At 67.7% G+C, this 12,203-nt stretch carries 9 protein-coding genes and 1 pseudogene; 7 read left to right on the forward strand and 3 right to left on the reverse strand.

The window, feature by feature from the left end; genetic code table 11:
• Nucleotides 1-43 precede the first annotated feature (43 nt).
• Both BT264_RS27850 and cadR read right to left on the reverse strand, forming a co-directional pair.
• Nucleotides 44-616: a PadR family transcriptional regulator gene (locus tag BT264_RS27850; protein ID WP_072442686.1), complete on the reverse strand. Its 573-nt coding sequence runs from the start codon at nt 614-616 to the stop codon at nt 44-46.
• Nucleotides 617-684: 68 nt separating this feature from the next.
• The gene (gene cadR, locus BT264_RS27855) at nt 685-1,116 is read right to left on the reverse strand and encodes a Cd(II)/Pb(II)-responsive transcriptional regulator (protein ID WP_034183852.1); all 432 of its coding nucleotides are present in this window, start codon (nt 1,114-1,116) and stop codon (nt 685-687) included.
• An 81-nt stretch (nt 1,117-1,197) separates the two neighbouring features.
• Between cadR and BT264_RS27860 the strand changes: the two genes are divergently transcribed.
• The gene (locus BT264_RS27860) at nt 1,198-3,816 is read left to right on the forward strand and encodes a heavy metal translocating P-type ATPase (RefSeq protein ID WP_072442688.1); all 2,619 of its coding nucleotides are present in this window, start codon (nt 1,198-1,200) and stop codon (nt 3,814-3,816) included.
• A gap of 10 nt (nt 3,817-3,826) precedes the next feature.
• On the forward strand, nt 3,827-4,204 hold the full coding sequence (locus BT264_RS27865; RefSeq protein WP_072442690.1) for a zinc ribbon domain-containing protein: 378 nt from the start codon (nt 3,827-3,829) through the stop codon (nt 4,202-4,204).
• A 108-nt stretch (nt 4,205-4,312) separates the two neighbouring features.
• Here BT264_RS27865 and BT264_RS27870 read toward each other — a convergent pair whose 3' ends face one another.
• A complete protein-coding gene (locus tag BT264_RS27870; RefSeq protein ID WP_072442691.1) occupies nt 4,313-5,191 on the reverse strand; it encodes an AraC family transcriptional regulator in 879 nt (292 codons plus the stop codon).
• 275 nt (nt 5,192-5,466) lie between these two features.
• Between BT264_RS27870 and BT264_RS27875 the strand changes: the two genes are divergently transcribed.
• The 5 genes and pseudogenes from BT264_RS27875 to BT264_RS27900 form a co-directional block, all read left to right on the forward strand.
• Nucleotides 5,467-6,927: a mechanosensitive ion channel gene (locus tag BT264_RS27875; RefSeq protein ID WP_072442693.1), complete on the forward strand. Its 1,461-nt coding sequence runs from the start codon at nt 5,467-5,469 to the stop codon at nt 6,925-6,927.
• A 241-nt stretch (nt 6,928-7,168) separates the two neighbouring features.
• Entirely contained in the window at nt 7,169-8,581 is a 1,413-nt protein-coding gene (gene eat / locus BT264_RS27880) for an ethanolamine permease (protein WP_072442695.1), read from the forward strand.
• Between the two features lie 95 nt (nt 8,582-8,676).
• The gene (locus BT264_RS27885) at nt 8,677-10,074 is read left to right on the forward strand and encodes an ethanolamine ammonia-lyase subunit EutB (RefSeq protein WP_072442697.1); all 1,398 of its coding nucleotides are present in this window, start codon (nt 8,677-8,679) and stop codon (nt 10,072-10,074) included.
• Nucleotides 10,071-10,862, forward strand: a complete 792-nt coding sequence (eutC, locus tag BT264_RS27890) for an ethanolamine ammonia-lyase subunit EutC (protein ID WP_072442699.1) — start codon at nt 10,071-10,073, stop codon at nt 10,860-10,862. The genes BT264_RS27885 and eutC overlap by 4 nt, the downstream gene beginning before the upstream one ends.
• A 335-nt stretch (nt 10,863-11,197) precedes the next feature.
• Nucleotides 11,198-12,203 (forward strand): annotated as a pseudogene (locus tag BT264_RS27900) (IS110 family transposase); the annotation flags it as partial.

The raw sequence follows: 12,203 nt of genomic DNA on the forward strand, positions 1-12,203 counted from the left end.
GGGGCGATTCCCGTTGTCAGCGGGAATCGGCCTTCGTGACTTGTCAGCCGTCCACCCAGCGCAGCGCGCCGATCTTCAGGTGTTCGACGACGCTGCGCGCCCAGTCGAGCTCCGCATTGAGCAGCACGAGCGCGTGCTCGTTCTGCAGCAGGAACAGGCGCGGTACCTGGTCGGCCTGCGCGGCGTTGCGCAGTGCCTCCAGGCGTTCGCGCTCGGCGTCGAGCCGGGCAATCCGGAGTTCGAGCTGGTGCCGTGCATCTTCGGCATCGAGCAGCGGCAGGAACGCGAGGCCGGCGCCGAACACCGGATATTCGCGCGCGGGTTCCGCGAGCAGCGCATGCAGCCACGTTTGGCCCGCCGTGTGCCCGGCCTCGGTCAGCGCATATAGCGTGCGCTCGGGGAAAGCACCGTCGCGCTCGGTGTCGTGCACGGCGATCAGCCCGTCGCGCAGCAGCCGGTCGATCGTCTGGTAGAGGCTCGTGCGCTGCCGCACGTTGACGACTTCGTCGTACCCGCGGGCCTTCAGTTGCTGCAGCATCCCGTACGGATGCATCGGCGTTTCGGTGAGCGTCGCGAGGACGGCCAGTGCGAGCGGGGACGGGCGGCTCGTTGACATGAATAGTTATGCTATGTCTAGTAAGAATATAACTATTTTCAATCAGACTATCTTATTTCACAAGGGTTTCAGCCGAGGTGCGAGCGCTTCGCGGCCGGCGCGACGGTTTCCATCGTCGCGAGACCATGCACGATTCCGCAATCCTCGACCGAATGTTCGCCAACGCATTGGCGGCGCAATTCGGTGAGCTGGTCGCGCAGATGCGTGAGTTCCGCGAGGCGCGCGTCGACGTGTCCGATGTGGTCGTCGAGCAGCGAATTGATCGAATCGCAGCGGTCGGCCGGCGTGTCGGTGAGCCGCAGCAGCGCGCGGATCTCGTCGTGCGCCATGTCGAGCGCGCGGCAGTTGCGGATGAAGCGCAGCCGTTCGACGTGCACGTCGGTGTAGTTGCGGTAGTTCGCGTCGGTGCGCTCTGCGTCCGGCATCAGCCCCTCTTTTTCGTAGAAACGGATCGTTTCGGGGGTGCAGCGGGCCGCTTTGGCCAGTTCGCCAATCTTCATGCCTTTCTCCCGTGTAAGGGTTGACCTTGTAGTGGCTTCAGGGTGTTAACTCTACACCGTCAAGCCATAAAGGAGGTTGTCATGACCGACGCCCAGCGTACCCACGACCCACGACACCGCCATGCCGGCGGCGCCGACACGTGCTGCGCCGACGCGCGCGACACGCACGCGGCGACCGTTGCCGACGAGGTGCCGGCGGTCGGCGAGCACGCGCACGGCGACGCCGCATCGCGCGGCCACGACCATGATCATGGCGGCGACGGTGAGGGGCACGATCACGACCATGCACACGGCGACACACATCGGCACGGTGCCGCGTGCTCGCACGACGATGCGGGTCACGATCATGCACATGGCGACGCGCATGTACACGGCGCGGCGTGCTCGCACGACCACGCCGCGCACGACGATGCCGACCACGACCACGACCACGACCACGACCACGACCACGACCACGACCACGACCACGACCACGACCACGACCATGCGGCCGGCGAATGCTGCGCGCCGGCTGCGTTGACGCTCGCACCGCTGCCGGTCGCGCAGGCGACCGCGTCGGGCCACGTGCGCTCCGTGTTCCGGATCATGCAGATGGACTGCCCGACCGAGGAAACGCTGATCCGCAAGAAGCTCGGCGGGATGAGCGAAGTATCGGCGCTCGAATTCAACCTGATGCAGCGGATGCTGACCGTCGAGCACGTGCCGGGCGCCCAGCCGGCGATCGAAAGCGCGATCCGCACGCTCGGCATGACGCCCGAGGCCGCAGCGGCCGGCGCGCCGTCAGCGCGTGTCGCCGACGTGCCCGCGAAGCCTTGGTGGCCGCTGGCGCTGGCGGGCGTCGCCGCGATCGCGTCCGAGGGGGCGACCTGGGCCGGCTTGCCGGTGTGGCTGTCGGCGGCGCTCGCGCTCGCGGCGGTGCTCGCGTGCGGGCTCACTACGTACAAGAAGGGCTGGATCGCGATTCGCAACGGCAACCTGAACATCAACGCACTGATGAGCATCGCGGTGACGGGCGCGATGGCGATCGGCCAGTGGCCGGAAGCCGCGATGGTGATGGTGCTGTTCACGATCGCCGAGCTGATCGAGGCGAAGTCGCTCGACCGCGCGCGCAATGCGATCCAGGGCCTGATGCAGCTCGCGCCGGACACCGCGACCGTGCAGGATGCCGACGGATCGTGGCGCATGATCGAGGCCGCGCAGGTCGCGCTCGGCGCGGTCGTGCGCGTGAAGCCGGGCGAGCGGATCGGGCTGGACGGCGAAGTCGTCGCGGGCCGCTCGACGGTCAACCAGGCGCCGATCACCGGCGAGAGCCTGCCTGTCGAAAAGACGGCCGGCGATGCCGTGTACGCGGGCACGATCAACGAAGCGGGTTCGTTCGAATACCGCGTGACGGCCGTCGCTGCCAACTCGACGCTCGCGCGGATCATCCACGCGGTCGAGGAGGCGCAGGGCGCGAAGGCGCCGACGCAGCGCTTCGTCGACCAGTTCGCGCGCGTCTACACGCCGATCGTATTCGCGGTCGCGCTGCTGGTCGCGGTGGTGCCGCCGTTCGTGATGGGCGGCGCGTGGCACGACTGGATCTACCGCGCGCTGGTGCTGCTCGTGATCGCGTGCCCGTGCGCACTGGTGATCTCGACGCCGGTGACGATCGTGTCGGGGCTCGCGGCCGCGGCGCGGCGCGGGATTCTCGTGAAGGGCGGCGTCTATCTGGAAGAAGGGCGCAAGCTCGCGTGGCTCGCGCTCGACAAGACCGGCACGATCACGCACGGCAAGCCGGTGCAGACCGACTTCGACGCGCATGCGACCGACGTCGATGCCGAGCGTATCCGGCACCTCGGCGCGAGCCTCGCCGCGCGCTCGGATCACCCGGTGTCGCAGGCGATCGCAGCCGCGGCGCGCGACGCCGGAACGGCGGCGTTCGCCGATGTGCAGGACTTCGAAGCGCTGGTCGGGCGCGGCGTGCGCGGCACGATCGACGGCGCGCGCTACTGGCTCGGCAACCATCGGCTCGTCGAGGAACTCGAGCGCTGCTCGCCGGCCCTCGAAACGAAGCTCGATGCGCTCGAGCGGCAGGGCAAGAGCGTCGTCGTGCTGGTCGACGACGCGCGCGTGCTCGGCATCTTCGCGGTGGCCGACACGATCAAGGACACGAGCCGCGACGCGATCGCGGATCTGCACGCGCTCGGCATCCGCACCGCGATGCTGACGGGCGACAACCCGCACACTGCGCAAGCCATCGCACAGCAGGCCGGCATCGACGACGCGCGCGGCAACCAGCTGCCCGAAGACAAGCTCGCGGCGGTCGAGGAACTGTCGGCTGGCGGTGCGGGCGCGGTCGGGATGGTCGGCGACGGGATCAACGACGCACCGGCGCTCGCGCGGGCCGACATCGGTTTCGCGATGGGCGCGATGGGCACCGACACGGCGATCGAGACGGCCGACGTCGCGCTGATGGACGACGACCTGCGCAAGATTCCCGCGTTCGTGCGGCTGTCGCGCGCGACGCACCGCGTGCTGGTGCAGAACATCGGTTTCGCGCTCGGCGTGAAGGTCGTGTTCCTCGGCCTCACTGTCGCGGGGCTCGGCACGATGTGGATGGCGGTATTCGCGGACGCGGGCGCGAGCCTGATCGTCGTCGCCAACGGCTTGCGGCTGCTGTCGTCCTCAGGGGCGTTCGGCGGCGCGCGGGCCACGCGTTGAGGAGCGTGCGATGAGTTTTCTGAAACGGATCCTGGGTGGCCACGGCGGTGGGCACGGCAGCGGGCACGGCAACAGCAATAGCGGTGGCGGTGGCGGCGGCGGGCATCACGGCGGGCAGCGCCGGGACGGGCACGGCGGCCACGATGCGCGCGGTCGCGATCGTCACGGCTGGGGCTGGCAGGCGCCGGCCGATGGTCAAGTCGGCCAAGGCGGCAACATGCCGCTGAGCCAGCTCGCCTGCGCGGGCTGCGGCGCGCTCAACGCGGCGGATGCGCGTTTCTGCGCGCAGTGCGGCGCGTCGCAGCGCGCCAAGGCTTGCAGCCGCTGTCACGCGGCGCTGGCCGCCGACGCGCGCTTCTGCCCGGGCTGCGGGACGCAGGCCGGCTGACGCGCAATCGCCGGCCTGGCATCGGAACCGCCAACGACGGCATGGCGCCCGCAACGGACATCGCCCTGGAACAGCGCGCCGGCTCGCCCCGGCGCACCGGCCCTTCGATCAGCGCAGCGGCAGGTAAATCTCGGTGCGCAGGTCGGCCGGCGCCGCGTCCATCGGCGTGTTGAGGTACAGCTCGAACGGCGGCGCGTCGGCGGCTTCGCGGCCCGAGTGACGCAGCCAGTCGCCGTAGAGCCACTGGTAGGCGGTCTTCAGGTCCGCATACGGCCCCGTATGCAGCAGCACCGCGTATTCGCCGCCCGCTACCGTCGCACGTTCGACGGGCGGCACGGGCTCGACGTCCGGCGTGCCGTCGGCCGGCACGAAGCAGGCCTTCGCGCGCAGCTGCGCTTCCGGTGTCGTGTCCGGATCGTCGTAGAAAATCCCGATCATCTTCGCGCCCGGGCCGATCAGCCCGTGTTGCCCGGCCCATGCGCCGATTCGCGCGAACGCGTCGCCGACCTTCAGGTACGCGCCGGTGTGCGCCACCGCGTAGCCGCGCAGTTCCGGCAGGCGCCGGATCTCGACTTCATGCTTGAACATGTCTTCCTCTCCTCTCTGTAGCGGATAGATGGGCCGGTGGACGCCCGTGCGCCGGTGCTGCGCGGGCGGCACGCCGTATGCGTCGCGAAACGCCCGCGCGAACGCGTGCGTCGAACCGTAGCCCGCGCGCCGCGCGATCTCGTCGATGGGCCGCGCCGTGCAGACGAGATCCTCGGACGCGCGCACGATCCGCATCCGCCGCACCGTCAGCACGATCGACTCGCCGTACAGCGCGCGGTAGACGCGCTGCCAGTGATACGGCGACAGGCACGCGACTTCGGCGAGCCGGTTCAGGTCGAGCGGGCCGTCGAGGTGCGCGCGGATGTATTCGTGGACGCGCGCCACGCTGGCCGCATAGCGGACCCACGCGGGTTTGTCGGTTTTCGTTTCGACTGTCATCGGCGTGTCCGGGCAAGAACCGAAGCCACGGTAGCATGGCCCGAATGGATAAATCTTGCGGAAATGCGTAGCGGCCGACAAATCCGCCCCTTTTTATTTGCCGAAATGGGGTCTTGTCCCCCTGCGATCTATGACTAAAGTTAAAGACGGTGAAATCGGGTGAAGGCGTCATTTTTCTCGGGTAAGTTGCTCAAGCGGCAACGCACACCATTCGAAGTACGCAGGTAGTTCGTCGATGTTCAATCGCAACGCCACGTTTTTCGGGAGAACAAGAAATGGATGCTTCCAGCTTCATCACGTCGCTGCAGACCACGCTAGGCGGATATCTGCCGAAGATCGCCGGCGCGATCGGCATCCTGGTGATCGGCTGGCTGATCGCGGTGGTGGCGCGGGCCGGCGCGCTGCGCCTGCTCAGCGCGCTGAAGGTCGATCAGCGGATCAACGAAAGCACCGGCCAGGGCGCGTACGTCGAGCGGATCATCGCAGGCGGCTTGTTCTGGCTCGTGCTGCTCGTCACCGCGGTGGGCATCTTCAACGTGCTCAACCTGTACGCGGTTTCCAATCCGTTCTCGCTGCTCGTCACGCACATCGTCGACTACCTGCCGAACCTGATCGGCGGCGCGGCGCTGACGCTGATCGCGTGGCTGATCGCGTCGCTGCTGCGCAGCCTCGCGAACCGCGCGCTGAAGGCGAGCAAGATCGACGACAAGCTGTCCGAAGGCACGGGCATGCAGCCGATGAGCGGTTATCTCGGCGACGTGCTGTTCTGGCTCGTGATCCTGATGTTCCTGCCGGCGATCCTCGCGTCGTTCGCGCTGTCGGGGCTGCTGTCGCCGGTGCAGGGGATGGTCGACAAGCTGCTCGCGATCGTGCCGAACCTGTTCGCGGCCGCGGTGATCGGCTTCGTCGGCTGGGTCGTCGCACGCGTGCTGCGCGGCCTCGTGACGAACCTGCTCGTCGCCGCCGGCGCCGACCGCCTCACGCAGCGTCTCGACAGCCCGACGCCGGTGCGCGTGTCGAGCCTGATCGGCACGATCGTCTACGTGTTCGTGTTCGTGCCGACGCTGATCTCCGCGCTCGACGCGCTGAAGATCGACGCGATCTCGGGCCCCGCGACCAACATGCTGAACCAGTTCCTCGGCGCGGTGCCGGACATTGTCGCGGCGATCGTGATCGTGCTCGTCACGTTCTACTTCGCACGCTTCGTCGCATCGCTCGCGCAGAAGCTGCTGGAAGCCGCCGGCGCCGACGGGCTGCCGGCCGTGCTCGGCGTCGAACGCGTGTTCTCGGGAATCCTGCAGCCGTCGGTGCTGGTCGCGCGGCTGATCGTGTTCTTCGCGATGCTGTTCGCGTCGGTCGAAGCCGCGAACCGGCTCGGTTTCTCGCAGGTGCGCGACGTCGTCACGCTGTTCATCGAATTCGGCGGCCATGTGCTGATGGGCGGCGTGATCCTCGTGATCGGCGTGTGGCTCGCGGGCCTCGCGCGCCGCGTGATCGAGCAGGCTGATCGCGAGCACAGCGTGCTGTTCGCACGCATCGCGCAATTCGCGATCCTCGGCCTCGTGTTCGCGATGGGGCTGCGCGCGATGGGCATCGCGAACGAGATCGTCCAGCTCGCGTTCGGCCTCGTGCTCGGCGCGATCGCGGTGGCCGTCGCGCTGTCGTTCGGCCTCGGCGGCCGCGAAGCGGCCGGCAAGCTGCTCGACCGCTGGTTCAACCAGCGCAGCGGCCAGTAAGCCTGCCGCGCGCATTCGTCCGGCCGCTTCGCGCGGCCGGCGGCGGTGGCCGCAGGGGGGCGGTCAGGCGGGCGCGCCCGGTGCATCGGAGCGCGTCGCGCGGCCGGGCTCGGCGTTTCCGTCAGCGAAATGTCAGCCGCGATCTTTGCCGAATTTCGATAACACGTCGTTTAATGACTCTCTAGCATCGTTTCTCAGTCGCGCAGGCCGGCAGGCCCGGCGCATTTGAGGAGAGAGTCCGATGAAAGCAGAGTCGAATGGCCGGCCCGCCGCCGGCGCCAAGTCGTCCGGCCAGCCCGCGCTGCAGCAGACGCTCGGGACCTGGCAACTGTGGGGCATCGCGGTCGGCCTCGTGATTTCCGGCGAATACTTCGGCTGGAGCTACGGCTGGGCGAGCGCCGGTACGCTGGGCTTCGTCGTCACCGCGCTGTTCGTCGCGGCGATGTACACGACCTTCATTTTCAGCTTCACCGAGCTGACGACGTCGATCCCGCACGCGGGCGGCCCGTTCGCGTATGCGCGCCGTGCATTCGGCCCGACGGGCGGTTATCTCGCCGGCGCCGCGACGCTCGTCGAGTTCGTGTTCGCGCCACCCGCGATCGCGCTCGCGATCGGCGCATACCTGCACGTGCAGTTTCCGGGGCTCGAACCGAAACATGCGGCGATGGGCGCGTATCTCGTGTTCATGGCGCTGAACATCGTCGGCGTGCAGATCGCCGCGACGTTCGAACTCGTCGTCACGCTGCTCGCGATCTTCGAGTTGCTGGTGTTCATGGGCGTCGTGTCGCCGGGCTTCACGTGGGGCAACTTCATGAAGGGCGGCTGGTCGGGCGCCGATCATTTCAGCGTCGGCGCATTCCACGGGATGTTCGCGGCGATCCCGTTCGCGATCTGGTTCTTCCTCGCGATCGAAGGCGTCGCGATGGCCGCCGAGGAAGCGAAGAACCCGAAGCGCTCGATTCCGATCGCCTACGTGGCCGGGATCCTGACCCTCGTCGCGCTCGCGATCGGCGTGATGGTGTTCGCCGGCGGCGCGGGCGACTGGACCAAGCTCGCGAACATCAACGACCCGCTGCCGCAGGCGATGAAGTACATCGTCGGCGCCAACAGCGGCTGGATGCACATGCTCGTGTGGCTCGGCCTGTTCGGGCTCGTCGCGTCGTTCCACGGGATCATCCTCGGCTATTCACGCCAGATCTTCGCGCTGGCCCGCGAAGGTTACCTGCCGGAATGGCTCGGGAAGGTGCATCCGCGCTTCAAGACTCCGCATCGCGCGATCCTCGCGGGCGGCGTGGTCGGCATCGCGGCGATCTACAGCGACGAGCTGATCCAGTTCGGCGGCCAGACGCTGACCGCGAACATCGTGACGATGTCGGTATTCGGTGCGATCGTGATGTATATCGTGAGCATGGCGTCGCTGTTCAAGCTGCGCCGCTCGCAGCCGAACATGGCGCGGCCGTTCCGCGCGCCGCTGTACCCGATCTTCCCGGCATTCGCGATTCTTGCGGCGCTCGTCTGTCTCGGCACGATGGTGTACTTCAACGGGCTGGTCGCGCTGGTGTTCGTCGGCTTCCTCGCGGTGGGCTACGCGTACTTCCTCGCGACCCGTTCGCAGCGCGCGAGCGCGCCCGGCGACGCGCTGCTGGAGGAGTGAGCATGGCGAAGGTGAACGGCCGTTCCTGACGGCATCCGGCGCGCCCCGTCGAACGGGCGCGCCGTCGGCTTTTGGCAAGGAAGGAGACTCGCACGATGTCCTATACGGAGACGATCGGTCCGCGCACGTACCGCTTCGCGGACCTGAAGACGCTGCTCGCGAAGGCGAGCCCGCTGCGTTCCGGCGACCAGCTCGCCGGCGTCGCGGCGGCGAGCGAGGAGGAGCGCGTCGCCGCGAAGATCGCGCTCGCGGGCGTGCCGCTGAAGGCGTTCCTGAACGAAGCGGTGATCCCGTATGAAGACGACGAGGTCACGCGCCTGATCGTCGACGATCACGATGCAGCCGCGTTCGCGGAAATCTCGCATCTGACCGTCGGCGACTTCCGCAACTGGCTGCTGTCGCCCGTGGCCGACGGCGCGGCGCTCGAACGGATCGCGCCGGGCCTCACGCCCGAGATGGTCGCGGCCGTGTCGAAGCTGATGCGCAACCAGGACCTGATCGCGGCCGCGCGCAAGCGCCGCGTGGTCACGCGCTTTCGCAACACGGTCGGGCTGGCCGGCCGGATGTCGGTGCGGCTGCAGCCGAACCACCCGACCGACGACGTGAAGGGGATCGCCGCGTCGATGCTCGACGGGCTGATGTACGGCTGCGGCGACGCGATGATCGGTATCAACCCGGCGACCGACAGCCTCGCGGCGATCATGAAGCTGCTCGCGATGATCGACGGGTTCCGCGAACGCTACGGCGTGCCGACGCAGTCGTGCGTGCTCACCCACGTGACCAACACGATCGCGGCGATCGAGAAGGGCGCGCCGGTCGATCTCGTGTTCCAGTCGATCGCGGGCACCGAGAAGGCGAACGCGAGCTTCGGGATCTCGCTCGCGCTGCTCGGCGAGGCGCGCGAGGCCGCGTTGTCGCTGAAGCGCGGCACCGTCGGCAACAATCTCATGTACTTCGAGACGGGCCAGGGCAGCGCGTTGTCGGCGAACGCGCATCACGGCGTCGACCAGCAGACCTGCGAAGTGCGCGCGTATGCGGTCGCGCGCAAGTTCGAGCCGTTCCTCGTGAACACGGTGGTCGGCTTCATCGGGCCCGAATACCTGTACGACGGCAAGCAGATCATCCGCGCGGGGCTCGAGGATCACTTCTGCGGGAAGCTGCTCGGCGTGCCGATGGGCTGCGACATCTGCTACACGAACCACGCGGAAGCCGACCAGGACGACATGGATACCTTGCTGACGCTGCTCGGCGCGGCCGGCATCAACTTCATCATGGGGATTCCGGGCGCGGACGACGTGATGCTGAACTACCAGAGCACGTCGTTCCACGACCAGCTCTACGTGCGCGAGGTGCTCGGCCTGCGCCGCGCGCCGGAGTTCGAGGAGTGGCTGGAGACGATGGAGATCGCCGATGCGCACGGCGCGCTGCGCGCCGCGTCGGCCCGCGTGCCGCTTCTGGCCGGCGCGAACGACTGGATGGGGTTGTCAGCATGAGCGATGCCGTCGAAAAGAATCCGTGGGGCCAGCTGAAGTCGTTCACGAACGCGCGGATCGCGCTCGGCCGCGCGGGCAACAGCCTGCCGACCGCGCCGCTGCTGGCCTTCAACCTGTCGCATGCGCAGGCGCGCGACGCCGTGCACCAGCCGCTCGACGCGGACGCGCTGCGGCGCGAGATCGAGGCGGCCGGCCTGCTGCCGACGCTCGGCGTGCTGAGCGCCGCGCCGGACCGCGACCACTATCTGCGCCGGCCCGATCTCGGTCGCAAGCTTTCCGATGACAGCCGCGGGCTGCTGGCCGGTTACGGCGCGGCGCTCGACGATGCGCCCGACGTCGTGTTCGTGGTCGGCGACGGGCTGTCGGCGTTCGCGGCCGCGAAGCAGGCGCTGCCGCTGCTGCAGGCCGTGCGGCCTCGGCTCGACGCGGACGGCTGGCGGATCGGCCCGGTGGTGGTCGCAAAGCAGGCGCGCGTCGCGCTCGGCGACGAGATCGGCGAGCTGCTGCGCGCGAAGGTCGTCGCGATGCTGATCGGCGAACGGCCGGGGCTCAGCTCGCCGGACAGCCTCGGCGTGTACCTGACGTGGGCGCCGAAGGTCGGCTGCCACGACGCGCTGCGCAACTGCATCTCGAACGTGCGGCCCGAAGGGCTGCCGCACGCGGCCGCCGCGCACAAGCTCCATTACCTGATGACGCAGGCGCGCAGGCTCCAGCTGACGGGCGTCGGGCTGAAGGACGACAGCGACGCGCTGCTGCCGCCGGCGCAAGCGGAGCGGATCGGGGCGTGACGGGGACGGTCATGCCGAACCGGGATACCGTGATCGACGCGAGGAGGCGATAGCTCGGCTTGGATGGCGGGGAGTAGATATCAGACAAGCATTGACCCAATAACTCGGGTAGCGCAAACGACACGTCGTGAACGTGCGTTTCATACGCATGCTATGGTTCGAGCATCAAATTCCTGGCCAAGTCTCGACAAAGGACCGAGTCGGCTAGACATAATGGTCGCTGCTGACTGAACCCGGCCGCAGGGGCCCGCCTCGGGTATCGTGGGTTGCGCACCGAAGTGTGCTGAGCCACATACGCCTGGGTGGGCCAGGCGCAGAACTTCAGGAGACGGGCCATGGACAAGATTATCAAGTTTTTTGTCGGATTGGACGTGCACAAAGACACCATCTCGATTGCGGTGTGCGAACCTGGTCGGGAGTCTGCGCGGTTTGCTGGCACCATCCGTCATGACGTGCCGACGCTGCACAAGGTTTTACGCAAGTACGGTGAAGCCGCACAGGTCAACGTGGTGTACGAGGCAGGGCCAACCGGCTATGGCTTGTATCGCGAGCTCGCCGGACATGGCTACCAATGCCAGGTGATCGCCCCCTCGCTGACACCACGCCGCGGACCGGATCAAGAACGACCGTCGCGACTGCCTGCGCCTGGCCGAACTGTCGCGGGCTGGCGAGCTCAAGGCGATCTGGATACCCGATGCCGCGCACGAGGCACTGCGTAACCTGTGGCGTGCCCGCGAAGATGCCGTGAACATGCGACTCAAGGCCCGTCAGCAACTCAAGGCATTCCTGCTGCGCCATGGACGCGTGTACCCGGGCAAGACGGCCTGGAGCCGCATGCACTTGCGCTGGATCGCCGATCAACGGTTTGAGCAAAGCGCCGACCAGTTGGCGTTTGCCGAATACCAGCATGCCGTCGAGGACACCCAGGCTCGCGTGGAGCGGCTCAGCGACGCACTGGAGCACAGCGTACTGTGTGAACAGGTTGCATCGGTCGTGGCTGCACTACGCGCCCTGCGCGGCATCGACACGGTCAGCGCCATCGGACTGGTAGCCGAGATTGGCGATATTGGGCGCTTTGCTACTGCTCGTCAACTCATGGGCTACCTCGGGCTGGTCCCCTCGGAGCATTCCAGCGGCGCCACTTTGCGACGCGGTGCGATTACCAAGACCGGCAACGCACACGCACGCCGACTGCTTACCGAGTCCGCCTGGAACTACCGGTTCGTGCCGCGCGTCAGCAACGAGCTTCGCACGCGCCAGCGAACGCTCGCGCAACCAATCCGCGAACATGCCTGGAAGGCACAGGTTCGCTTGTGCGCGAAGTTCCAGCGGCTGCGTAGC

The organism is Burkholderia sp. NFPP32 (assembly GCF_900119325.1).
In the GTDB taxonomy this organism is placed as follows: domain Bacteria; phylum Pseudomonadota; class Gammaproteobacteria; order Burkholderiales; family Burkholderiaceae; genus Burkholderia; species Burkholderia pyrrocinia_C.

Coding starts and splice junctions, on each gene's coding strand:
- BT264_RS27870 (WP_072442691.1), bottom strand. CDS start 5,191: ATGACAGTCGAAACGAAAACCGACAAACCCGCGTGGGTCCGCTATGCG.
- cadR (WP_034183852.1), bottom strand. CDS start 1,116: ATGAAGATTGGCGAACTGGCCAAAGCGGCCCGCTGCACCCCCGAAACG.
- eat (WP_072442695.1), top strand. CDS start 7,169: ATGAAAGCAGAGTCGAATGGCCGGCCCGCCGCCGGCGCCAAGTCGTCC.
- BT264_RS27865 (WP_072442690.1), top strand. CDS start 3,827: ATGAGTTTTCTGAAACGGATCCTGGGTGGCCACGGCGGTGGGCACGGC.
- BT264_RS27885 (WP_072442697.1), top strand. CDS start 8,677: ATGTCCTATACGGAGACGATCGGTCCGCGCACGTACCGCTTCGCGGAC.
- BT264_RS27860 (WP_072442688.1), top strand. CDS start 1,198: ATGACCGACGCCCAGCGTACCCACGACCCACGACACCGCCATGCCGGC.
- eutC (WP_072442699.1), top strand. CDS start 10,071: ATGAGCGATGCCGTCGAAAAGAATCCGTGGGGCCAGCTGAAGTCGTTC.
- BT264_RS27850 (WP_072442686.1), bottom strand. CDS start 616: ATGTCAACGAGCCGCCCGTCCCCGCTCGCACTGGCCGTCCTCGCGACG.
- BT264_RS27875 (WP_072442693.1), top strand. CDS start 5,467: ATGGATGCTTCCAGCTTCATCACGTCGCTGCAGACCACGCTAGGCGGA.